At 68.7% G+C, this 24373-nt stretch carries 16 protein-coding genes; 2 read left to right on the forward strand and 14 right to left on the reverse strand.

The annotated features are described in order from the left end of the window. Nucleotides 1-5: 5 nt before the first annotated feature. Complete coding sequence (locus tag OXU32_04020; protein ID MDE0073135.1) at nt 6-2324, forward strand: TOMM precursor leader peptide-binding protein; 2319 nt, start codon at nt 6-8, stop codon at nt 2322-2324. Between the two features lie 59 nt (nt 2325-2383). Here OXU32_04020 and OXU32_04025 read toward each other — a convergent pair whose 3' ends face one another. The 14 genes from OXU32_04025 to OXU32_04090 form a co-directional block, all read right to left on the reverse strand. Continuing rightward, nucleotides 2384-2635, reverse strand: a complete 252-nt coding sequence (locus tag OXU32_04025) for an NHLP leader peptide family RiPP precursor (protein MDE0073136.1) — start codon at nt 2633-2635, stop codon at nt 2384-2386. A gap of 80 nt (nt 2636-2715) precedes the next feature. Further along, the gene (locus OXU32_04030; GenBank protein MDE0073137.1) at nt 2716-3009 is read right to left on the reverse strand and encodes a hypothetical protein; all 294 of its coding nucleotides are present in this window, start codon (nt 3007-3009) and stop codon (nt 2716-2718) included. A gap of 39 nt (nt 3010-3048) precedes the next feature. Beyond that, complete coding sequence (locus OXU32_04035) at nt 3049-4803, reverse strand: fatty acid desaturase (protein MDE0073138.1); 1755 nt, start codon at nt 4801-4803, stop codon at nt 3049-3051. A gap of 135 nt (nt 4804-4938) precedes the next feature. Next, complete coding sequence (locus OXU32_04040; GenBank protein MDE0073139.1) at nt 4939-5544, reverse strand: sulfoxide reductase heme-binding subunit YedZ; 606 nt, start codon at nt 5542-5544, stop codon at nt 4939-4941. Further along, nucleotides 5535-6503, reverse strand: coding sequence for a protein-methionine-sulfoxide reductase catalytic subunit MsrP (gene msrP / locus OXU32_04045; GenBank protein ID MDE0073140.1), 969 nt, complete (start codon nt 6501-6503; stop codon nt 5535-5537). Before msrP ends, OXU32_04040 begins: the two co-directional genes overlap by 10 nt. A gap of 96 nt (nt 6504-6599) precedes the next feature. Beyond that, a complete protein-coding gene (locus OXU32_04050) occupies nt 6600-10244 on the reverse strand; it encodes a DUF4175 family protein (GenBank protein MDE0073141.1) in 3645 nt (1214 codons plus the stop codon). A 36-nt stretch (nt 10245-10280) separates the two neighbouring features. Continuing rightward, nucleotides 10281-12404 (reverse strand): BatA domain-containing protein, encoded by a 2124-nt coding sequence (locus OXU32_04055; GenBank protein MDE0073142.1) that lies wholly within the window; start codon nt 12402-12404, stop codon nt 10281-10283. Next, nucleotides 12401-13321 (reverse strand): DUF58 domain-containing protein, encoded by a 921-nt coding sequence (locus tag OXU32_04060; protein ID MDE0073143.1) that lies wholly within the window; start codon nt 13319-13321, stop codon nt 12401-12403. The genes OXU32_04055 and OXU32_04060 overlap by 4 nt, the downstream gene beginning before the upstream one ends. 1 nt (nt 13322) lies before the next feature. Further along, on the reverse strand, nt 13323-14297 hold the full coding sequence (locus OXU32_04065) for a MoxR family ATPase (GenBank protein ID MDE0073144.1): 975 nt from the start codon (nt 14295-14297) through the stop codon (nt 13323-13325). Between the two features lie 138 nt (nt 14298-14435). After that, nucleotides 14436-15311 carry a DUF4159 domain-containing protein gene (locus OXU32_04070; protein ID MDE0073145.1) on the reverse strand — a complete coding sequence of 292 codons (876 nt, stop codon included), beginning with the start codon at nt 15309-15311 and terminating at the stop codon, nt 14436-14438. Continuing rightward, complete coding sequence (locus OXU32_04075) at nt 15305-17968, reverse strand: tetratricopeptide repeat protein (protein ID MDE0073146.1); 2664 nt, start codon at nt 17966-17968, stop codon at nt 15305-15307. The genes OXU32_04070 and OXU32_04075 overlap by 7 nt, the downstream gene beginning before the upstream one ends. After that, nucleotides 17965-18996, reverse strand: a complete 1032-nt coding sequence (locus OXU32_04080) for a hypothetical protein (protein MDE0073147.1) — start codon at nt 18994-18996, stop codon at nt 17965-17967. Before OXU32_04080 ends, OXU32_04075 begins: the two co-directional genes overlap by 4 nt. Beyond that, nucleotides 18993-21278, reverse strand: a complete 2286-nt coding sequence (locus OXU32_04085) for a glutamine amidotransferase (protein MDE0073148.1) — start codon at nt 21276-21278, stop codon at nt 18993-18995. The genes OXU32_04080 and OXU32_04085 overlap by 4 nt, the downstream gene beginning before the upstream one ends. A 13-nt stretch (nt 21279-21291) precedes the next feature. Next, nucleotides 21292-22203, reverse strand: a complete 912-nt coding sequence (locus OXU32_04090) for a DUF4159 domain-containing protein (protein ID MDE0073149.1) — start codon at nt 22201-22203, stop codon at nt 21292-21294. Between the two features lie 220 nt (nt 22204-22423). Between OXU32_04090 and OXU32_04095 the strand changes: the two genes are divergently transcribed. Then, nucleotides 22424-24370, forward strand: coding sequence for a hypothetical protein (locus OXU32_04095; protein MDE0073150.1), 1947 nt, complete (start codon nt 22424-22426; stop codon nt 24368-24370). The last annotated feature ends 3 nt before the right edge of the window (nt 24371-24373 follow it).

The following is a 24373-nucleotide window of genomic DNA, read 5'->3' on the forward strand; positions in this document are numbered from 1 at the left end:
GCTGGATGGCAGCGGAGAAGGACGCGCGTCCCCGGCGCGGGATCCTGACCCGAACGACTCGTGCGGACCGGGGCATTGTCAAGCTTCCCGCGCTCGCGCCACACCTCCGATTCCATGAAATCGACGAGGCGCAGGTGCTTCTCGTCTCCGAGTCGTTCAATACGCTACTGCACGGCAAGCTGCACTGTGATCTGCTGCCGCTGCTCGACGGTCGGCACGCCTGGGACGAGATTGTCGCGGCCCTCGAGGGCGCCCATGCGGCGCCCGATGTCCTGGCGGCCATTGCCGCGTTCGCGGCCAAGGGCTATCTGGTCTCCGCCGACCACGGCATGGATCGGTGCGAGGCAGCCTACTGGTCGTCGCTTGGCGCGTCGCCGCGCTGGGTCGAGGAGCGGCTGGCGCAGTCGCGCGTCACGGTTGAGGGTGACGACGGCGGGCTCGGCCGGCATCTGGAGGCGAACGGCGCCAGGGTGGGGACCGGCGAGCCGACGCTCGCCGTTGTTGTCTGCGGCGACTATCTCGAAGCACATCTCGCGGAGGTAAATCGGCGCCGGCTCGAGGCGGGAGCGCCGTGGGCGCCGGTGCGGCCAAACGGCGTGGAGCCGCTCTTCGGCCCCATCTTTCCGGCGGACAGGAAGGGACCCTGCCGGGATTGCCTCGCGTACCGCCTGCGCAGTCACCGGGAAGTCCACGGTTTCCTGCGTAACGTCGCCGGCGAGGAAGCCGCCTTCAGGCCGTTCGCGGCTCGGCCCCAGGTGCTGGAAGCGATGTACGGGCTGATCGCGGCGGAGATCGTCAAATGGCTGGTGCTGGGTGAGTCGGCCCCGATTCACGAACATGCAATCGCGATGGATTTGGCCACATTCGCAAGTTCACAGCATCGGGTCGTGCGTCGGCCACAGTGCCTGGCCTGCGGCGACGAAGCCTTGCACCGGCCGGATCGACCACCGGCGCCGGTGTCTCTGAAGGCGAGCCCCAAGGCTCATCGCACCAGCGGCGGCGCGCGTGCCGTGGCGCCGGAAGCCACCCTGGCGAAATACCGCCACCTGGTGAGCCCGATCAGTGGTGTCGTGACCTGGCTGTCGCGCACCACCGATGAGGCCGACTCCTGGCTGCACGTCTACTGGGCCGGGAGCAATCTCGGCATGAGAAGCCGGAGCCTGAGTTCGCTCAGGCGCAGCCTGCGCAGCAAGAGCGCCGGCAAGGGCAGCACACGACAGCAGTCCAAGGTCAGCGCCCTCTGCGAGGCGGTCGAGCGCTATTCGGGTGCCCGTCATGGGGACGAGATCCGTATCCGCAAGCGATTCGTCGAGTTCGCCGGCAAGGAAGAGGCGATCCACCCCAACGAGGTGCAGCTGTTCAGCGAGAGTCAGCTCGACGATGCGGCGAGCATCAACGCGAAGGGCCACCCCTACAACATCGTCCCGCCGCGTCTCGAGCCCGACGCCGAAATCGACTGGACGCCGGTGTGGTCGCTGACGCAGCAGCGGCACCGCTACCTGCCGACATCCCTCCTCTACAGCACGTCGGCCGAGGAGCGCGGCCCCGCGGATCTGATCGCCGATTCGAACGGGTGCGCCGCGGGCAACACCCTGGAAGAGGCCATCCTGCAGGGCTTCTACGAACTGGCTGAGCGCGATGCGTTCGCCATCTGGTGGTATAACCGGTTGCGAGTTCCGGCAGTCGATCTATCCAGCTTCGACGACGAGTACATCGCAGCGGCCTCGGACTACTACGGCCGCCACGAGCGGGATCTATGGATGCTCGACGTCACCTCCGATATCGGCATCCCCACCTTCGTTGCGCTCTCGCGCCGGCCGGACGCCCGGACCGAGGACATCATCTACGGTGCCGGGACCCACGCCGACCCGCGCATAGCAGCCCTGCGCGCGCTTTGCGAATTGAACCAGTGCCTCACCTGGCTGCCGCGTCCCGGGGCGGGGGACGGCCGGCCCAGGATCGATGATCCGCTGGCCCTCTGGTGGTGGAAGACCGCTCGGCTCGCCGACTGTGCCTGGCTGGCGCCGGCGCCGGACGAGCCGCCCCGCACGGCTTCGCACTATCCGGTGACCGAATCGGCGGACACGCGCGAAGATGTGGAGAATTGCCGCGCGCTCGTCGAGGCGAGGGGGTTGGAGTTCCTTGTGCTGGATCAGACGCGGCCCGATATCGGCATGCCCGTGGCGCGGGTCATCGTGCCGGGCATGCGCCACTTCTGGGCGAGGTTTGCGCCCGGGCGCCTGTACGACGTGCCCGTCAAGATGGGCTACCGTGAGCCCTCCCTCGCCGAAGCCGACCTGAACCCCGCGCCCGTGATCGCGTGAGTTATCCGGGCAGCTCGCACAGGAGTTCCTGACCGGCGGCTCGCCGGCTTACGGCGAGGCTACCAGCAGCAGCAGAGGCCGGCCGAGATGGCTTCCATCTGCTCTTCGGTGATGTGCGAGTCCGGCGGCAACGCGAGGTGCACCGTCTGCATGTCGCTCTCATGGACCCGGATGTTCATCGAATCGGGAATCGTAATGCCCAATTCGCTGCTGATCGCAGCCTTTGGATCTGCGAGAAGCTGTTCCCTGAAATCCGCGTCCACGGCGAACTTCTCAACAACTTGCGCCAGCATTTCATCGCCGCTTCTCATGGCAATTCTCCATCGTTGGAGGCTATGAACCACATGACCAACCCTATTTTGTCGCACAATTAGAGGGATTAAGTCTTAAGTCAAGTCCCGTTTACCTCCCGAGCCGGGCCATCCGCAAGCGCGGCGATGTCGGTTGCGGCTCGGGACGCGGTATCACGGATCACTTCGCTCGCGGCGGCTTCGCGCAACCCGGTCATCTCGCGGGCCGCATTCGCTCCCGGAGCGTCCTGCAACGCCTGCGCGAACCGTTCCCCGATTTCGTCATCGCCCGACACGAACACGCAACGCGCCCGCGCGAGCGCCACCCGCTCACGATCCGAACCGGGATTGCGGAGTTGTTCCTCGAACTCGGCGAGGGACTGGAGGCCCTCCATCCCGCCGCTCGGGACGGGCGCCAGCAGCAGGTTCTTGCGCTAAAGCGCACGGAGCGCCTTGCGAAAGCGGCGGCACAATGCTTCGTAGTACCTGGCCGGGCCGCCGTCGTACACGAACCGGACATCGAGTTCCGCGCCCGGCAGCGCCTCCCCGTTGGCCAGCGGTCCCAGGACCGCGACCGCCACGCCGCCGCTGGCTTGCGGCACGCCGCGGTCGGCGAAGTCCTCCTCGACCGCGGACAGGACGGTGGCGATGCAGGCTTCGCCGACGCGCGCCAGTGCCGTCGCCGCCTCGCTCACGGACAGGCTGCCGCGCATCGTGTGCACGGCGATCTGGAAGACCTTGCCGTTCGACCACTCCCGCGCCGCCGCGACCGCCTCACCGGCGTCCTGGACGGGGATGTCGTCGAGCTGGGCCCTCATTTCGGAGAGGCTGAGTTCGTACGTCCAGTAGAGGCGCGCCAGCCCGGACCGGGCGATCGCCTCGGATTCCGCGTCCGACAGGAATCCCTCCGGCAGTTCCAGGTCCGTGAATTCCCGCTCGCGCAGCGTGTCGAGGAGGGCCGGTGAGCGGTCTATCCACTCGGCGAGGCGGGGGGCGGCGGCATGAATCTCCGCGATGGCGTCGAACGCGTCGGGGCGCGCCGCGAACGCTCGGCTGTCGTAGGCGCTCCAGTCGTCGATCTCGGGATAGAACCGGGCTCGCTGACGGTCGACCAGAGGATCGATGGTCTCGAACCACCGCTTTGGGAAGAGCGCCATGCCGTTCATCTCCATGTAGCTGCCCGGCAACTGCGGAGAGGCGGCTTCGCCGTAGTGCTGCAACAGCGGATATCGCCGGTTCGACGTGTGGTGGTCGGCGTGGCGCTGCATGTTGTAGTACAGCCAGTTGGTGAACTTGTAGGCCGCGCTCCAGGCGTGCCTCGGCTTGACCGGCTCGAACCTGCCGTTGGGCATGCGGATGCGCCGCAGCCCGTAGTGCTGCACGTAGTTGCTCATCTTCATCGAGAAGACCACACTGCCGCACAGGACAAGGTAGAGCAGCAGGGCCCAGGGGCCGCCCCACCAGAAGATGAGCCCGTACCAGAACGCGATCTGCACTGCGTAGCGCCAGAACGCGTTCGTGTGGTGCCACACCGGCAACTGACGGCGCGTCAGTCGCCGCCGTTCAAACCGCCAGGCTCCCACAATGTTGTTCAGCACTTCCTGCGGCAGGTATTCCCAGAAACTCACGCCCTTCGGCGCGGACCCCGGGTCCAGAGGCGTGCATACGCGGGGGTGGTGAATGTAGACGTGCTCCGTCGCATAGTGCGGGTAGGAGACGGAAGCCAGCAGGAACTCGCCGAGCCGGCGTTCCCACGGCGCGCGTCGATGAACCAGCTCGTGGCCCACGACGAACACGGTCTGCGCCACCATGACCAGTGCGCCGGCGATCAGGCCGGCTTCCCAGAGAGACAGTCGGCCGCCCACCAGCATCTGCCAGAGCGCGAAGACGAAGGTCGCGGGCCAGACAACCGCCCACACCCACGCGGCGAGCTTGTACAGGAACAACTGGCTCTCGCGGGTCGTCGCCGGATCCATGTTCCGCTCCTCCAGGCCCAGGAGCCGGTCGAACGGGCTCGCGAGCATGAAGAAGGCGAACGGACCCGCGATCCACCAGCCGCCGAACATGGCGGCGCAGACGACGAGCGGGAAGATGAGAAGTGGAGCGAAGTGCGGGAGCGCGTTCGCGACGGAGGGCTCGACGGCCCGCCCGCCCGCAGCTATCGAGGCACCGGCACTGTGTGCTTCCATCGCGGAATCCTCTATCGCGGTGATCGCTGCGCGGCACGCATCCGATCCGAATCTATAGTCGAGGCAGGGGCGATGCCAACGACGAGGCGGATCACCGGACGGGGACGGGTTGCCCCTTCCCTGGCGAACAAAGGCTCATCGCCCGACCTGGGCCTTCCGGCGCCTCGCCCGCTTCGGCTTGAGACGCGCCGCCAGCAGCACCGCCAGCACCACCGCGGCCACCATCGGCCACAGGGTGTCCGCCTTCACCTTCCAGAGGTAGTGGAGCACCCCGAGTCCGGCGGCCACGTATACGATGCGGTGGAGGCGCTGCCAGCGCCTGCCGAGGCGGCGGATCCACCCCCGGGTCGACGTGACCGCCAGCGGGATGAGCAGCACGAAGGCGGCGAAGCCAGCGGTGATGTACGGCCGCTCGGCAATGTCTTCGAGGACGTACTCGAAGGCGAAGAACTGGTCGAGGGCGACGTACGTCATGAAGTGGGTCAGGCCGTAGAAGAACGCCGCCAGCCCGAGCCGCCGCCGGTAGCGCACCAGGTTCCAGCCCGCCCAGCGCCGAAGCGGGGTCACGGCCAGCGTCAGCAGCAGCAGGATCAGCGTCGAGGTGCCGCCCCAGTGGGTGAACTCCTCGATGGGGTTGGCGCCCAGCCCGTCCTCGCGGAAGCGGAGGATGAGCCAGAGCAGGGGCGCCAGGCAGATGGCCCAGATGACCGCGCTGGTCACCCGGGCGCGGGCTAGTACCACCTGGTCAGGTCCATCCCCGCGTACATGTGCGCCACCTGGTCACCGTACCCGTTGAACATCAGGGTCGGCTGCCGCAGGAGCTTGCCGATGCGCCGCTCGCGCGCCTGACTCCAGCGCGGGTGGTCCACCTCGGGGTTCACGTTGGCGTAGAAGCCGTATTCGTGCGGCGTCTGCACGTTCCAGGTGTTGTGCGGCATCTCTTCCACGAAGGAGATCTCGACGATGCTCTTCACGTTCTTGAACCCGTACTTCCAGGGCGCCATCAGCCGTAGCGGCGCCCCGTTCTGATTCAGCAGGCTGCGCCCGTAGAGCCCCGTCACCAGCAGGGTGAGCGGGTTCATTGCCTCGTCCATGCGCAGCCCTTCCAGGTAGGGCCAGGGGAGGATGGGGATGACGCGGCGGCGCTGCCCCGGCATCTCCTCGGGACGCACAACCGTCTTGAACTGGACGTAGTTGGCCGACCCGGTGGGCTCCAGGCGCGAGATCACGTCGGCGAGCGGAATGCCCCGCCACGGGATCACCATCGACCAGGCCTCCACGCAGCGGAGCCGGTAGATGCGGTCTTCCTCGGTGTGGGGGGCGAGCAGGTCCTCGAGCGCGTAGGTGCCCGGTTTGGCGCAATGCCCGTTCACATCCACCGTCCACGGCTCCGGCTTGAAGTCGCCGGAGTTGCGGGACGGGTCGCGCTTGTCGGTGCCGAACTCGTAGAAGTTGTTGTAGGTGGTGATGTCCTCGTACGTGTTGACCTCGCCGCCGAGTTCGTCCGTGGCATCGGAGAAATCCTGTCCGCCCTGGGCGTACGCCCTGCCGGCCTTCCCGCCCAGCGCCGGCGCTACCAGGTGGCCTCCGGCGATCGCGCCGGCGGCCGCGATGAACCTGCGCCTGTTCAGGTAGGTCTCCTCGGGCGTGATCTCCGAGGACGGGACGTCGAGTCCGGCGTTCTTCACGCGAATCAGCATGCTGTCACTTCCGTTTTGGTCTGTCCGCCCGGGCCGCGCCCCTCCGGCGCAGCCTGGTTGCGTCCGATTGGTTCCCTTCCCGCGTCTCCGGGTTGCTCAGCCTCCCGGGGTGCGGGACAGTGAACGGTAATACTCTTCGATCAGTTGTCGGAAGCCCTGCGGCACCTCGTCGGAGCCGGACAGGAGCAGCCGCTCGGGGTCGTCTTCCCCCGCAGCCCGGCGAAGTCCGAACTCGAAGCGCTTTACGCCTTCCAGAATCTGGGTCTGCAGCCGGAGGATCTCCTCCATGTCGTCGTAGACGCGGCGGTCGTCCAGCGCCCTCATGGAGCGGATGACGTCGTCGAGCTCCTCGACCCCGACGCCGGCGTCGGAGAGTTGTTCGCGCAGATCGGCCATCTCGCGGGCGCGTTCACGGTACTCGCCCCGGAACTGGCGAATGTCCTCCGGGGTCAGCCCGCGCGCCCAGCCGCTTCCGCCCGGCCCGAACCCGGCGCCGGTCATATCCCGCAGACCGTCGGGTCCGCCGCCTCCACCCTGCTGTCCGCCTTGGCCCGGCTGCCCGCCCTGGCCTTGCTGCCCGCCCTGGCCTTGCTGACCCTGCTGACCTTCGCCTTGCTGGCCGCCCTGGCCTTGCTGTCCCTGCTGTCCGCCCTGGCCCTGCTGCCCTTCCTGGCCCTGTTGGCCCTGCCGTCCCTGACCCTGCTGACCTTCGCCCTGCTGTCCCTGGGCTTCCTCGCCGGGCCGCTGGCCCAGTCCCCGCCGGGCGTTCTCGTCGGCGCGCGCCTGCAGCCGCCGATTGAGCGACTCCATGTTGCGCACCATGTCGCGGGCCTGGTCGAGTGACTCCATGGTGCGGTCGTCCACCGGCTCGCCGATCGCTTCCGACGCCTGCCGCAACTGGTCCCGCAGCTCCATCAGGTGCTCGGTGGTCTGCTGCTCGAAATCGCGCGTGAAGTCGGGGCTGCGCGCGCCAGGCAGCCCGCGCGAGTACTGGATGCGTTCCCTGATCTTGTTGTCGCGGATGTTGCGCAGGGCATCGTCGAACGACTCGGCCGCCTGCTGCTGTTCGGAGCCGGCCTCCGCCGACATCTCGTCGATCTGCCGCTCCAGGTCGGCCACCTCCGTGGACATCTCGTTCTTGCGCTCGATGAGCCTGCGCATGCGTTCCGCGGTCACCTGGTCGGCGCCGGAGATGTCCACCGATTCCTCGGCGACGTCGAGCTGCTCCTCGATCAGCTCCTCGCTCCGCTGCAGGGCATCCTGCGCGTCCCGCTCGATGCGCCCGGACTGATCGCGCTCCAGCAGTCGCCGCGCGGCCCGCAGCCGGTCGAGTGCGGAACGCGCATCGGCGGCGGCCTCGCCTCCTCTGGCGGCTGCCGCTTCGCGCATCGCGTTGGCGGCGTCCTGAAGCTGGCGCGCGGTCTCCGCCAGGCGCTGGTTGGACTGCATGCGCGAGAGCTCCTCCAGGCGCCGTGCCTCCTCCTCCACCTCATCGGCGAGCGAGCGCTGGTTCTGTGCGCCGCCCCCGGCGGAACCCTGCGAGCGGTTGGCGAGGCGCTGCTGGCGCTCGGCCTCCTGCTCCTGGCGCCGGGCCAGTTCGCGCAGGCGCTCGAGCGTCTCGTCGATCTGCTCGTCGGCCTGCTGGCGCTCGCCGCGCTGCACGCTCTCGTACTGGTTCTTGAGCTTGTCCAGCTCCAACTCGAAGAGGTCGGCGAGGTCGTCCGCGTTGGGCCCGCCGCCCCCGCCTCCGCCTCCGCCGCCCTGCTGCTGGCTCACCTGCACCTCGTCGTAGAGCGCTTCCGCGCGCAGGAGGTACTGGAGCGCCTGCTGTTCCTCGGAGAGCGCCCCTTCCGGATCGGCGGCGTCGAGCCGCTCCATGGCGGCCTCCATCTCCTCCATCGCCTGCGGCAGCAACTGGGCGATCTGCTCGAACTCGGGATCGCGCACCACGCCCCGGTTGTTGAGACGCGTCGTCAGGGTCGCAACCTGGTCGCGAAGCCTCTCCTGCGAGAGCCGCACCACGACCAGCCCCTCGCTGAACCCCTCCGGCGAGTAGCGGTCGCGGTCCCGGTTCAGGTTGAAGGTCGCCGAGATGACCTCCCGCTGCTGTTCGGAAAGCTCCTGTTCGCCGCCCATCTGGCCACCGCCGCCACCACCGCCGCCGCCTCCGGGCTGCTGCTCAGCCTGGCGGAACTCGGTGTCGAAGCGGCGGATCTGGAGGAAGTAGATGTCGCTGATGGCCTCCTGGCTGCCCATGCCCGCGTTGTCGCGCGCCTTGGCGTAATAGGAGATGATGTCGCCCGGGACGAGCTCGTACTCCTCCAGGAAGAACGTGTAGCCCGCGCTCACCTCGCTCAGGGGCGCGGCCCCGGAGCCGAACAGCTCGACGGTCTGTTCCTCGCCGCCGTTGACCGAGAAAACGAGCTCGAGTTGCCGGATGCCGTAGTCGTCGTTGGCGCGCGCCTCGATGAAGAACTCCTCGAGAGCCGTGGCGCGCGTGTCGCGGCCGGGGCGGGTGAAGGAGAGCGACGGAGGCTGGTCGTTCAGCACGTCGATGGTGTACTGGGGCGAGGCGGGCACCAGCCCGGCGCGCGCGCTCTCCATCTCGAGGTGGTAGAAGCCGTTCTGCTCCACCACGAAGGATCCGGTGAAGGAGCCGTCCTCGGCGGGCGTCAGCTCGCTCGCCAGCGCGTCGTCGCGCCACAGGTTTGCGCGCGGGGCGGGAATCGTGGGGAAGGCGCGCAGGTGGACGCGGGTTCCGCGCAGCACCGCGATGTCGCCGCCGTCGTCGATGGTGCGGTCGGGAAGCCCGGTATAGGCCGGGAAGTCGTACACCAGCTCGAGCCGGTCCACGTACGGCAGGATCTCCACATCGATTCGGTACAGGTCCGACTGCACGCCGGAGGAGCGCACGAAATACTCGGTGACGTCTTCCACGCCGAAGAGCACCACTTCGAACTCCCCGACATCCTCCTCGCCCGTGTCACCTGCCAGAAGCATGGACAGGGGGCGAAATTCACCGTCGGAGCCGGTGCGCAGGAAGAGTTCCGCGTCGACGGCGTCGAAACCCAGGTTGCGCGCCGCGATGCGCAGATCCGAGCCGCGCGTGATGGTGACGTTGCCCGGGGTCACCTCGATCGAGTAGGGGTTGACCTCCGCCGCGTCCGCCGTCGGCGAGAGCAGTGCCGAGGCGCCGGTGCGCAGGAAGGCCGGGCCGGTCAGGAAGATGATGAGGATGGCGAGCGCGATGCCGGCGACGGCCGCGGTCCAGCGGAACAACCCCGCCCGCTCGATCCGGTGTCCGCCATCCACGGCGCGCGCCTTCTTGACCGCGGACTCCATGAGCCGCTGCACCAGCGCGGGCGAGTGCGCCGTGCCCGCGGCCTCGGGGTCGGCCCCCGCGTCGATCGCGCTCAGGACCGCGGCCTTGAGGGATGGCTCGTGCTCTTCCAGATAGAGCGCGACCTGCGCATCGGAAGGCCGCCGCCAGAGCGGGCGCACGAGGAACCAGACTCCCACCACGAGCAGCGAGAGCCAAGTGAAGATGCGGAAGCCGTTCACTACCGCGGGGCTGAAGCGGCTGCCTTCCATCCCCCAGGAGGACACCAGGAAGGCGACCAGCCCGATCCCGAGCAGCGCGGCCAGCCCGCGCAGCGCGATGCGCATGCGCCAGCGGGTTCGCACGTGGCGAATGGCGTCGAGAAGCTCGAGTCTGGCGCGGTGGTTGAGTCGTGTAGGCACCTCTGCTCCCCCTTCTCCGGTGCGATGCCTGCCCGCCTACGGTGCTCCCGATGGCAGGCTGGCGGCCTTTCGTGACAAATAATTGGAGACAATCGTCTCCAGTGCCAGAAGCAGGAACGCCGCCACCAGCAGATACCACCAGATTCCCTGGCGCCGTTCCCTGTCCTCCGGCCCGAGTTCGGCGCCGGCTGCGCCTTCCGCGCCGACGTCCGGACTGGTGATGGACCCGGCGAACTCCTCGGGGTCCATCGCCTCGAGATCCGCTTCCCCGAGGTTGACGTTCACCGCGACTGCCGGTGTGCCCGGCCCTCCTCCCCCGCCCCCGCCGCGCAGCTCGTAGAAGCCCTGCTCCGCGAGCGCCAGAAAGCCGGGTCGGGCCGCTCCGCTCACGTCAATGGAACGATTGGAGGGCGAAAGCGCGACCAGTCCGTCCCTGTCGTCCTGCGCGACGCCGGCGAGGAGGCGATCGGCTTCCCGTCCTTCGCCCTGTCCCGAGAGGTTGAGCACGTCGTCCACGGTGTAGGAGGGCGTGGGAGGACGGAAGCTCCCGGCGTGCTTGACCAACTGGTGCACGAAGGGCAGGAAGATGGGCTGCAGGACCATGTCGTTCCAGTAGTTGTCGAGCATCGACGTCCACAGCAGCACACGGCCCTCGCCCACCTGCCGTTCCGCCAGCGCCACCGCGCCGTTGTCGAAGCGGGCCAGCACGCCCTCCGCCCCCGCGAGCTCCACGTTGCGGTAGCGGAAGAAGTTGGCGTCGGTGAGGTCGCCGCTGCGGGGGGCGGCGAAGAGGGCGAAGACGGGGTGGGTGTAGTCGATGCGGCCCAGCGTGCCGCCGCGGCCCTCGCGCCACTCCGGTTCCATCACCGGCCCCACCGGACCGGGGAGGAGGTCGGGCCCGTCGGCGGGCCAGCTGCTCCGTTCGCCGAGAATGACCACCAGGCCGCCGCCGTCTTCCACGAATTCGCGCAGGAGCGCCCCCACCGCCCCCCGCGGCGGCCGCGAGCCGTTGAGGATCACCACCGACCGGCCGGCCAGGTCGCCCGCGGTCATCGCACCCACGGTCGTGGCATCGACATCGAAGGCGGGATCGGTGCCGATGGCCAGCGCCTGGTCGAGGTACAGGCTCGGGTCCCTGGGCTCGCCGCCGTCCTCCACCACCAGCACCGAGAACCCCTCGCCCGGCGACAGCACGAAGTGGGCGACGTCGTTGGCGGGCAGGCCGTCGGCCGGGACCCGGACCGACCCGCGCGTGAACGGTTCGCTCAGGGTGAACGCCGGCAGCGTGACCAGCGCGGTGGCGTTGGGCCCGAGCGTTGCCGCCGCCGACCCGACCGGTCTGCCGTCCAGCTCCAGGACCACCTCCACCTCCTCGACCTCGCGATCCCCGGAGTTGACGAGGCGGGCCAGGGTCTCGACCCTCTCCAGCCCGTCGCGGTAGCTTCGCTGGAAGAGGAGCTGGCCGACGGCCAGGTCGCCCTCGTACGGTCCGGTTACCACCACCGGGTCCACGGTGGTCCCCGGAGGCAGGCGCGCCCCTTCGTCGCCGTCCCATCCCTCGCGCTGGAAGTCGGAGATCACCACGGCGTGCCGGCCCGGGAGGTTCGACTGCTCCAACACGGTGCGCGCGAGGTCGAGCGCGGGGCCGAAGCGGGTGGCGCCGGAGCCCGGCTCGGCCGTATCCAGGGCGGCGAAGAGCACCGTGCGGTCGGTGGTCGAGCGAACCGCCAGGGTGGCGCCGGCCGAGAAGAACACCAGCGAGGCGCGGTCCTCCGGGCCCAGTTGGCGGACCGCCGCGCGGGCGCCGGCAAGGGCGTCTGCCCACCGGTCGCCGTAGTCCATGCTGTACGAACGATCGACGAGGATCACCACCTCGCGCGCCACCGGCGCTCCCCCCAGGGCGACATCGTCGCGGTCCATGAACGGGCGCGCGAATGCGGCGATGAGCAAACTCAGCGCCGCGAGCCGCATCAGCAGCAACAGCCAGTGGCGAATCTTCTGGCGCCGCGTCGACTTGTAGGGAACCCGCGCGAGGAACATCAGCGAGGGAAACTCGACCACCTCCTTGCGGTCCTTCTGCACCAGGTGCACGAGCACCGGCCACACCAGGAAGCCGAGGCCCAGGAGGAACAGGGGGGCGAGGAAGGCGAGGGCACTCATCGGACTCGGGTCAGCCTCTGGCGTGCGGACAGGTAGCTGAAGAGGGCGTAGTCGAGGGGCGTCCCCGTGTTGAAGAGCGCGTAGTCGATACGGTGCTCGACGAAACGTCGCGACAGCGTCTCGGTGTGGTCGCGGATGAGTTCGCGGTACCCCTCCCGGAGCCGCCCCGGCACCACGGGCAGGCGCGCCTCGGACTCGAGGTCCTGGAAGCTTGCCGGCCTCTCAAAGGGAAAGTCGAGCTCGGCGGGATCCAGAAGATGGAAGACGATGACGTCGTGGCCGGCGTAGCGCAGATCCTTCACCGCGTCCACCACCGCCTGGGGCTCCTCGTAGAAATCCGAGATCACCACCATGATGCCCCGCCGCCCGATGCGGCCGGTAAGCTCGAAGAGCGGTTCGGCCAGGGTGCCGGCGCCCCCGGCCTCGATGCGGTCGATGGCGTGTAGCACGAGGTCGAGGTGACCGGCCGCCGGCGGGATGTAGTCCACGATCTCCCCGGCGATGGTGAGGAGGCCCACCCGGTCCCTCTGCTGCCTGGAGAAGTACGTCAGGCACGCCGCCAGGTAACGCCCGTAGTCCAGCTTGGAGATACCGTCCTGCTGGAAGGTCATGGAGCGGGAGATGTCGAGGACGACGAGGAAGTTGGCGTTCGAATCCGCCTCGTAGTGCTTCAGGTAGAAGCGGTCGCTGCGCGCGAAAAGGCGCCAGTCGATTCTGCGTATGTCGTCGCCGGGCATGTACTGCCGGTGCTCGGCGAAGTCGACCGAGAGCCCCAGGAAGGGGGCCCGGTGCAGCCCGCTGATGAAGCCGTCCACCACCGTGCGCGCCAGCAGCTCGAGGTTGTGGATGCGCCCGAGGACCTGCGGGTCGATGAACCCGGTCCCCGGACCGGTCGGGCGGACGGCGGTGCGCGCCATGCTACATCCCGGAAGAAGGCGTGGGGACCTGGGTGATCAGCTCGTCGATGATCTCGTCGGTGGTGATCCCTTCCGACTCCGCGTGGAAGTTGGTGAGCACGCGGTGCCGGAGCACCGGCTTCGACAGGGCGCGGATGTCGTCGAAGCTCACGTGGTAGCGTCCGCGGGTGAGCGCCCGCGCCTTCCCGGCCAGGATGAGGTTCTGCGCGCCGCGCACGCTGGCGCCGAAGGAGACCCACTTGCCGATCACTTCCGGGCTGTCGCCGTTCGGGCTGGGGCGGCTGGTACGTCCGAGCTGCACCGCGTAGCGCAGCACCGCGTCGGACACGGGAACCTTGCGCACCAGCTGCTGGAAGCGGATCAGGTCCTCGCCGGTGACGGCGTGCGAGAACTCGATGTCCTGCAGCGACGTCGTCTCGCGCACGACCTCCAGTTCATCGTCCTCCGGCAGGTGCTCCATGATGATGTGGAACATGAAGCGGTCGAGCTGGGCCTCCGGCAGCGGGTAGGTCCCCTCCAGCTCGATGGGGTTCTGGGTGGCGAAGACGAAGAAGGGCGGATCCAGGTCGTAGGTGCGTCCCTGGATGGTCACGCGGTGTTCCTGCATCGCCTCCAGCAGCGCCGACTGGGTCTTCGGCGGAGTCCGGTTGATTTCGTCGGCGAGCAGGATGTTGGTGAACACGGGGCCGGGAGCGAACACCATGGTGCGCCTCCCGGTCTTGGGGTCCTCCTGGATGATGTCGGTTCCGGTGATGTCCGAGGGCATCAGGTCGGGGGTGAACTGGATGCGCGCGAAGTTCAGGTCCAGCACCTGCGCCATGGTGTGCACGAGCAGCGTCTTCGCCAGCCCGGGCACCCCCACGATCAGGCTGTTGCCGCCCACGAACAGGGTGAGCAGGACCTGCTCGATGACTTCGTCCTGCCCGATGATGACCTTGCGCAGCTCGCTGAGGATCTGGTCGCGGCCGGCGGTCATGCGCGCGGCCAGCGCGACGTCGTCCGTGTCTTCGAGGGACGGAAGGGCGTCGGCGCCGCCCGGTGCGGGTTTCTTGATGAAGGCCACTCTGGTTTCTCCGGGAGCCCCCGAGGGGGAAGGGATGGGATGGAACGGAGGTCAGTGCGTCATCGCGTAGATGATGTAATTGACACCGAACTTGTACGCTTCGTTGGTCAGATCTATGGGGAGCCATCCGGAGTCGGAAAACTCCCAGTAGTCTCCCAGGTCGTTGTTGTAGTTGGCGACCACCATCAGCCGCTTCGCGGGATCGTTGTCTTCGAAGATGCCATGGTACTCTGGCCAGCCGCCTCTGTAGGGAGGCGCCAGCGCCTCGGGATCGGAGATCTCGAAGAACGAGTCGAAGACGGTCGGCAGGGGGTCCAGATCGGGGAGGTCGTAAAACACCCCTTCGGGAAGCACCCGCATCATCTGGGCCTCGAAGTTGGCCCAGTCGCGCGGGCCACCGAAGTCGTCGAAGATCACGAAGCCGCCCTTGAGGAGATAGCTCCTGAGCCCCTCCTTTTCCGCCTCGTCCATCTGCCAGAAGCCGGGCTCGGAGACGTAGGCCAGCGGGTAGCTGTGGAGCTCAGGGTCGTCGAAGGTGAGGATGTTGCTGCCGCCCTCGTAGGTGTTCAGGAGGGTGGTCGCGGTCAGGATCCTGGCCAGGTTGCGCTCGGCCCTCGGGTAGTCGTGCGCCCAGGGCGGCTGACCCCAGCCCCGCCGGCCACCCGGCAGGAAGCTGCGAGGCATCCCCCGCCCCCCGGAGACGTCGGTTCGGATGCGCACGAAGGTGAAGCGGCCGTCGTAGGGGATGTTCGCTTCCTGGACGGGGGCCTCCGGCGAACCGGGCGCCGCCGGGGTCGCGAGGGACGGGCGAGCTTCCGGGGTCGGCTCGTTGGCCGCGATGTCCGAACCGGTTGCGGCGGCCGCGAGCAAGCACGCGGCGGCGGTTGCTGCGAGCCCCGCCATCCCTACCAGCGCCCGCGTCACCATGGTTGTGTCTCCGGGCTGCCGCGCAGGGTCATCAGCAGGTCCTGGGCGGCTTCGAAGTTGGGCGCCCGCTCCAGCGCGCGCAGCACCGTGCGGCGGGCGCTGGCCACGTCGCCGGCCTGGTACTGCGCCAGTGCCAGCTGGTAGAGCGCCCCGGCCATGTCCACGGGATCGAGCGCCACCAGAGCTTCGCGCGCGCGCACCGCGACGGGATGGAGCGCCCGACCGGCGGCCAGTTCGGCCAGCCGGCCGTGGGTCTCCTCGTCGAACGGGTAGATGTTCACGGCCCGCTGCAGGGCCTCGATGGCCCCCGTCCCGTCCCCGGCCGCTTCCCTGAGTTGCGACTCTTCCAGATTCGCCTCCAGGAAGGACTCGTCGATGCTGGTGAGGGCCTCGAGCTCGCGCAGCGCACCGCCGCTGTCGCCCCGCTGGATGTGGATGCGCGCGAGCAGCCAGCCCGGGCTACCCGGTCCCGCGTACTCCGGGAACAGGTCGCGGGCGCGGGCCAGGTACTCCTCGGCCTCGTCGAACCTCTCCTCGTCGAAGAGCTGCGCACCCATCGCCATCTGCGCGATGAAGTTGCCGGGGTGAGCCGCCGCCAGTCGCGCCACTTCGTCGGGAGCGCGCGAGCCCCGTTCACCCAGCGCGGGCAGGGGCTCGACCGCCGCCAGCGACCCGGCAAAGCGATCCTCGAAGTAATCCGTGAAGATCCGGTCGAAGCGCTCGATCTCCGTGCCCAGCACCCGTTCGAACACCTCCTCGGTGGTGGCGCCCGCCGCGTACTCGCGGAGCATGGCCACGAGCGCCTCGGGCCCGTGATCGCGCGCGATCAACTCGCAGACCAGGGACGCCTGGTAGTAGGAGTGGACCACCTGGTCTCCATAGCTCGGGCGCACGAAGCCGTTGTTGAGTTGGCTGACCGGCAGGACCCGCCCCTGGTTGTAGGCGATCAGAAAGCCCGGGTTCAGGTTGTGTCCCCAGGAGGGCGCCCCGCGGCGCTGCTCGTAGACGGCGAACCCCTCCGCCAGCCAGCGCGGCACGCGGTGGTTGGAGAGCGCGAGATGAAAGACGTGTGCGATCTCGTGCCAGAGGGTCGACGCCCAGTTGAACTCGCCCCGGTCGCGCGCGGACGGGGAATCCATGGCCACCACCGAGCCGAAGCTCACTCCCAGCGCCCCGAGGCCGGCGAGCCCGACCGTGCGCACGGAGAAGTCCGCATGGCTGGGAAAGAGTTCGAGCCGGATCGGTGTGGGCGGTTCGTACTGGTAGCGCTCGGCCAGGGCCTGGTAGGTCTGCTCGGCCAGCTCGGCCACCAACGGGGCCAGCAGCTCCGCTTCCCGACCGTCGATGGCGATGATGAAGTGCTCGGTCTCGGTGATGCGATAGCGCTCGAAGGTGTCGAGCAGATCGAGGGTGTTCTTGTACCACGGGTTGAAGGGATCGCCCGCGAAGGCCCGCTCCAGTTCGGCCTGGCCCTCCTCTATCGCGCCCACCCGCAGCTGGTTGATGCCCAGGATGCCGCGTGCCTTCCACGAGTAGGGATCGATGTCCACGGCTTCGGCGGCGAGCGTGACCGCGTCCGCGTAGCGGCGGGTCTGCACCGCCATGTCGGCCACCGTGGTGAGAAGACCGGGGTACTCCGGGTTCAGCGCGCGCACCTGCTCCCGCACCGCCCCGAAGTCTTCGTGGCGGTCGCGCAGGAAGAAGGTGGCCGCGAGCACCGAGAGCGCCTCCAGCGACGACGGGTTCACCTCCAGGGCGGCGCGCGCCTCCTCCTCGGCCGCCGGGTAGTCCTCCAGACGCAGATGCAGGCGCGCCAGCAACGTCCGGGCCGGGACCAGGTCGGGGTTGATTTCGAGGGCGCTCCGCGCCGTGCCCATGGCCTCGGGCGAGCCGTCGAATTCGTGCGCCAGGGCCATCCCCAGGATCGCCTGCGGATGACGGGGATTGCGGGCGAGCACCTGCTGATACGATTCGCGTGCGTCGGGACTCCGGTAGGTATCGAGGAAGAGCTGTCCCGTACGCAGGTGCGGTTCCGGGTTGGACGGGTCGGCGGCCACGGCCTCGTCGTAGGCCCGCAGCGCGTCCTGCAGCAGTGGCGATTCCTCGACCCCCAGATGGCGCACGGCGATGCCCACCGCGGTGAGCTCGGCGGACGACAGCGAGGCGGTCCGGTTGTAGAAGTCGATGAAGGCGTCGAAGGTGCGCATGGCTTCGTCGCGCTGGCCGGTGCGCAGCTGCAACTCCGCAAGGTTTACGCGGGCGGTGACCTGGTCGTCGGCCCCGCCCGCCATCGCCGCGCGGAAGCTGGCCGCCGCCTCCTGATGGCGCCCCAGTTCCACCAGCACTTCGCCGAGCACGTTTTCGAGCGCGGCACCGTAACGGTCGCGGCCGTCACGGGCCGCTTCCTCCGCCGCCTCGTATCGTCCCACCAGGGCGAGTGCTCTTGCGAGCGCTCGATGCACGGCCACGGTGGCGTCACGGCCGCGCGCGAGCCGCCGCAACTGGCGGATGGCGTCGTCGTACTCCCCGCTCTCCAGCGCCGCGAGCGCGCTCGCCTCGGCCTGCGCAGCCAGCGGCGCGGCCACGGAAGGAGCAATCGCGAGCGCCAGCAGGAACGCGGCGCGCATCAGCGACCGCGGCTGGAATCCGGCCTTCACCGTCTTCCTCCCCCTTCCCGCTCCCGGATCGCCCGCGTGGTCAGCGTCAGCTCCACCAGCAGCCCCTCCAGCTCCGCCTCATACTGTTCTGCGTCCATGGTGTCCTTGAGCGCGGTGAGCGCGGCGATCTGCTCCTCGAGGGCCTGCCGCTGCCCGTAGAGCGCCGCGAGCTCGGGGTCCGCCGCAATCTCGGCCTCCGTCACCCGCCCCCCGCCCCGGGAGAGGAACACGGTGCGCGCGAGCGCTCCGTCCAGATCGCCTTCCTCCTCGAAGCCGCTCCCCACTCCGTCCCCGTTATCGTCGAGCAGGGCGTGCTCCGTAGCGAGCAGGCCCTCCTCCTCGAAGCTGCGCTCGACCTCCCTGCGGGCGTAGGCGAAGGCCTCGAGCACCGACACCCGCTCGTCCTTGTCGGTGTCGGCCACCTCGCCCGCGAAAGCGTCGGCGAAGAACCCGGCGAAGCGGGTGGCGTTGCCCTCCCGGGGAGAGCGGGTCGCCGTGATCACCGTACGGTTCGGACCGGATATCTCCGTTATGAAGGCGCCCGACGCGCTGGCCGTGTTGACGAACACGACGTTCCGGGTCCCGAACCGCTCCACCAGAAAAGCGAAGTCGGTGGCGCTCAAATCCCTCCCGGGCACGTTGAAGCGAGACTCGCCCCCGCTCGAGGTGCCGTGCCCGATCAGCACGATCATCACGGCATCGTCCGGGCCCGCCCGCCCGCTCAGCTCCCCGAGGGCGGCCTCGACGTTCTCGCGCCGGGACGGCCCGTCGATGAGCGGATCCATCTCGGGCCGCTCGGCCAGCCAGATCACGTCGTCCGGATCGAGCCCGTGCTTGTCCACCGCCGCCTGCACCACCGTGAGCCCCCACTGGTGGAACCGCTCGCGGAACTCCGGGGCTCCGCTCGCCCCGCTCACGACCACGAGGTGCGTCTGCTGGGCGCTCGTCTGCACGGGCGAGACCGCGACCACCAGCCCCACCGCCGCGGCGATGGCCCGCCATCCCGTGCTCCGGAGAAAACCCCTCACACCAGCCCCCGCACCCGGCGGTAGCCCCACTCGCCCAGGATCAGAACGAGCAGAAGGAGCAGCAGGATCGGCATGTCCCACAGGTCCATCTCCTCCACCAGCGTGACCCCGGCGCCGGTCACGCGAATGTCCTCCGGCAGCGCCGCGACCGTCTCCGGCGTGTAGGAAATCCCGCCGGTCTCGTCGGCGATGCGCTCGAGCAGCGGCGTGCGCGCCCCCGCGTCGAAGTACTCGCTCCGCTGGGGCGCCACCTGGAAGTACGCCTCGTCCACCCCGATCAGGTCGTCTCCGTCGTAGGCGCGCACGGTCAGCGTGTGGAGCCCCTCCTCCGAAGGCGTGAAGTCGGCCTCGTACTCGCCGGCGTCGCTGTCGACCGCCCAGTCCATCCCCAGCTCCACCTCCTCGCCCAGCGGAGTGGTCACGGTGGCCTCCACGACGCTGTTGCTCATACCGAGATAGCTGGAGTCGTTCACGATCGCGGTTAGGGCCACGCTCTCTCCGGGCTCCGCGCGATCCCGCGGCACTTGGCCGGTCACCTGGTCGGGCACGCCATCCACCAGCCAGCGCAGCAGCTGCCGCCAGAAGGTCTCGTGGGTTTCGTCCTCGAGCGGAAGCTGCATCTGCCAGATCCAGGTGTCCTGGACGGCCAGGCTCAGGCTCTTGCCCGCTCCGTAGCGCTGGAAGGCGAGCGCCACATGGTCTTCCGGCAGATCATCCGCGATTCCCCGGAGCAGAGTCGTGGCGCCCGGCTTTATCCGGTGCAGCGGATTGTAGGTGAGCAGGTGGGGCAGTTCCGCCCAGCGCGCCCCGGATTCCTCCTCGGTGCCGGCCAACTGGAGCGCGGGGACGCCGAGCCCCGCCTGGGTGGGCTCGATCCTGACGAAGTTGTGATAGCCGTCGGGACGCGCGTCGGCGTCGGAAAACACCACCGGCAGCACATCCGCGACCGGCGTGCCCGCGTAGCCGCCGCGGGCGAAGGAGTTGCGTCCGCCCAGCGCGAGCAGGCTGCCGCCGCGCTTGTCGACGAAGTCGGCGATCATCTGCAGCTGGTCGCCGGTGAAGAAGCTGGCTTCCACCGTCCCCAGAATCAGGCTGCGGTAGGCGTACAGCTCCGCCCGGGTATCGGGGAATCCGCCCTGCAGCTCTTCTCCGTCGTCGACGTTCAGGCGCAGGAACTTGTTCTCGGCGGTGCGCTGCAGCACCACCAGCTGCAGGTTGTCGTCGTCCGCCACCGCCCGCCCCAGGAAGCCCACTTCGTAACGCGGCTCGCCCTCGAAGTAGAGAATCTTCTCGCGCCGGTCCTCGACGCTCACCAGCGCGGTCTGGCTGTTGTTCTGCGTGACCTGCTCGTCCACGGCCACGGGAATGCGGAAGGTGTAGGCGCGCGCGCCCGGCGTGGAGGCGGTGAAGCGAACCGGAACCGTGACCGGCTGCCCTTCGTCCGGCAGCTCGACCTCTTCGGTGCTGACGATCTGCCCCTCGTCTTCGACGATCAGGGACACGGTCTCGCCCTCGTAGCCCATGTGGGTGACCACCACGTCGACCACCACCGACGAACCCGTGAGCACGGTCCTGGGCGGGTCGGCGCGGCTGACCTGGATGTCCCGCTGGAAGCTCTCTTCGCCCACGCCCACGGTGTAGACCGGAATCCCCTGCGCCTGCAGCGGCATGAGCGCCTCGGTGAGCTCCTCGCCCGAGTTGTCGGCTCCGTCGGTGACCAGAACCAGGCCCGAGAGCGGCACCGAGGCCAGTTCCGAGCGGGCGCGCTCGAGCGCCGGCCCGAGGCGCGTGCGGCTTCCCATGAAGCTCATCTCGGAGAAGTCCTCGATGCGGTCCGTGCGTGAGGAGAAGCGGAAGTAGCGCACCGCGAAGCGGTCGGACAGGGCGGAAAGAACCGGCGAATCCGGCGTGCCGAAGGTCTCCTGCAGGAAGGACCCGCGGGAGCGGCCGCCGAAGTCCTGGATCTCCATGCTGCGCGAGTCGTCCAGGAGCACGCCCACGAAGTTCTGCTGGGGCACCACCGTCGAGACCACCAGGGCCGGCCGCAGCATACAGAAGGCGAGCACCGCCAGTCCCGCGAAGCGGAGACCCCCGAGCACCAGCCGGTCCAGCGGCCGGGTCTTGCCGCGCACGCCGAGGTAGGTCAGAAGCGCGAACCCGGCGATCAGGCTCGCCACCACCGCGCCGGTCGCGACGGCACCCGCCACCCCCAGGGAGAAGTCGCCCTCCTGGAAGACGACCGGGCGGTACTTGAAGAGGAACTCGAAGAGGCTGGTCAGCACGTCCGGGGTCCGGTCAGTGGCTCATGGCGTAGATGATGAAGTTGACGCCCATCTGGATGGCGTAAGTCGAGTACCTGAGCGGATAGTAGGGGTCTTCCGCCCACTCCCAGGCATCGCCCAGATCGGTGTTCCAGTTGATGATCACCATCAGCCGGCCCTCTTCGTCGAAGATGCCTTTCACGAAGGGTTCGTAGCCGTCCCGCTCGTGGGTGCGCCATCCCCCCCTGCCGTTGTTGACGTTCGGTACCTGGATGATCTCGTCGATGTCGTAGAAGGTGTGGAAGATCTCGTGATCGAGCGGCACGTCGACGATCGGGTATTCGGGGAGGACCTTCTGCATCTCGTATTCGAAGATCTCCCACTCGTACGTGCCCCAGAAGTCGTCCACCACCAGGAAGCCGCCCCGCAGGAGGTAGTCCCTCAGCGCGGTGGCCTCCTCCGGAGTCATCGACATGCCGCCGACCTCCAGCGCGTAGAGGAAGGGGAAGCGGTTGAGGTGCTCGTCGGTGAGAGTCCGGGGATGTTCCTCCATGAACATGTCCAGCCCGGTGAGGCGCTCCGCCACGATCAGGAACTGGCGGTCCGACTTGGGATAGTCCGTCGCCCACGACTGCCGCCGCCAGCGCCGGAAGCCTCCGCCTCCGCCACTGTACGCCGCGCGGGTGAAGTAGAACTCGTGCATGGGCAGGGGGCGTCCTTGCTGCGCTTCTTCCGGGAGCGGGAGCCGGGGAGGCGCGCCCGGGATCGAGGCGGGTGCGTCGGACGCAAGTCCGGTCGGGGTGGGGAGCACGTCCCTCGTGGACCCCAACGAGGGTTCGTCGACGAGCAACGCAGCGGCCGAAATGCCCCCTGCGGCGAGCGCGATGCCAATGGCTCCCCGCCTCCACCCGCCCCCCATCTGCTGCCAGCGTCGCTCTCGACTCACGTCACACCCCAGGTTTGAGAGCTGCCCTCGCGCCTTCGCCGGCGCGAGCACGGAACGCTCCTATCGCTTCATCCGGCGGAAGGTTCCTGAATGGGTCCGCCTCGGCGGGCTGCTTGATCGAGGTGGCCGGGGACACCTAGAATGCTGCGCCCGGGCTCCGTCCGGGCCACCGCCGAGCAACGCGCCGCCGTTAGCGCATTTTGCGTGGAGGAGAAAGGTCTTGCAACCATCCGGCTGCCTGCGGACTACCGTAAGATGGGTCGGGATCCTCGCGCTCATTCCGCTTGTGGGTTGCCGGGGACCACTGGAACTGGCTCCCAGCGACGCCGATGACGTCCTCGCGCGTCAGCTTCTGGAGGCGCCCGATCCCGGGCGGCGCGGCCCCCACGAGGTGCGCACCCTCTACTACGGCAGCGGCTCCGACAGGAACCGGCCCGAGTACCGCGACTCGGTCACCTACGTCACCGAGCCCGTCGACGCGTCGAAGCTGGTCGATCTCGGTTCGTCGGCGGAGAGCCGCAACAGCTACTGGGGCTTCGAGCCGGATCGCTTCCCGCTTAACGCGCGCGTCTGGTATCCGGTCGGCGACGGCCCCTTCCCGCTGGTGCTGGTGGTGCACGGCAACCACAACATGCGCGACTTCTCGGATCCCGGCTACGACTATCTGGGAGAGCTGCTGGCCAGCCGCGGGTACATCCTGGCCTCCGTGGACATGAACTTCATCAACGGCGGAATCCGGGGCGAGAACGACGCCCGGGGCTGGTTCCTGCTGCAGCACGTGGGCGTGTGGAAGGAGTTCAACGAAGACGAGGACAACCTCTTCCACGGGCGCGTCGACATGGAGCGCATCGCCCTCATCGGGCACTCGAGGGGCGGCGAGGCGGTGGGGCACGCCGCTGCCTTCAACCGCCTCGAGCGCTACCCCGACGACGCCTCCCTCGAGTTCGACTTCGACTACGACATCCGCGCGATCATCGCCATCGCGCCGGTGGACGGGCAGTACCTGCCCACCAACCGGTTCGTGCCGGTGGAGAACGTGAACTACATGGTCTTCCACGGGTCGCACGACGGCGACGTGACCAGCTTTCACGGCCTGCGCCTGTACAAGCGCGTGAGGTTCACCGATGGGCAGCCGCGCCTCAAGACGGCCGTCTGGGTCTACCGCGCCAACCACGGGCAGTGGAACACGGTGTGGGGCGCGCACGACAACGGGCCGCGCAGCGGACGAATCCTGGACCTGCGCGCGCTCATGCCCGGAGAAGACCAGCGCCGCTTCGCCGAGATCTACATCTCCGCCTTCCTGGAGACCACGCTGCGGGACGACCGCCGCTATCTGCCGATGTTCCGGGATCACCGGGTGATCGGCGGCTGGCTGCCGAAGACCATGTATGTGACCCGCTTCCAGACCGAGAGCTTCCGCACGCTGGCCGACTACGAGGAGGACATCGACGTCACCTCGGGAACCCACGCCGGAGTTCGCATGCGCGGCGACAGCCTGTCGACCTGGCGGGAGGGGCGCATCGGGTTGCGGTCGAGCAACCGGCCGGAGACCTCGGCGTCCCAGGACAATCAGGCCGTGTGGCTGGGCTGGAACAACCGCATCGCGGGCGCGGACACGCTGGGCCCGGCCGCGGCCTACGCCATCGTGCTCCCCGCGACGCTCGCCGGCGAGTGGGATCTCGGGCCCGAAACCTCGTTGGAACTGTCGCTGGCGGTCACCCGGGCGACACCAGGGCCGCGGAGCGCCGGCGACGAAAGCGAGGAGAACGCACGCGACGCCGGCGATTCCGGAGATGACGTCCGCGACTCCGGGGACGAGGACGCGGACGATGCGCCACCCGACCTGAGCATCGTCGCGCGGGATGCGAACGGCGCCGTCGCCTCCGTGCCGTTAAGCCGCTACGGACCGGTGCGCAGGCCCCTGGAGATGCGGGTCCTGCGGCGCCGCGACCTCGAGGACGACCGCTTCGCCAATCTGTTCGAACTGCTGCTGCAGAGTTACTCGATTCCGCTGGCGGACTTCGTCGAGGCGGCCCCGGGTCTCCGGCTGGACGCACTCAGGGAAGTCGGGCTGATCTTCGACCGCACGGTCGCGGGCGAGGTGGTGCTGGACGACGTGGGGTTCGCCCGCATGGACCCGGCCTACACGGCGGTGCGGGTGCCCTGATCC

The organism is Gammaproteobacteria bacterium (genome assembly GCA_028819075.1).
Lineage (GTDB): Bacteria > Gemmatimonadota > Gemmatimonadetes > Longimicrobiales > Gaopeijiaceae > BD2-11.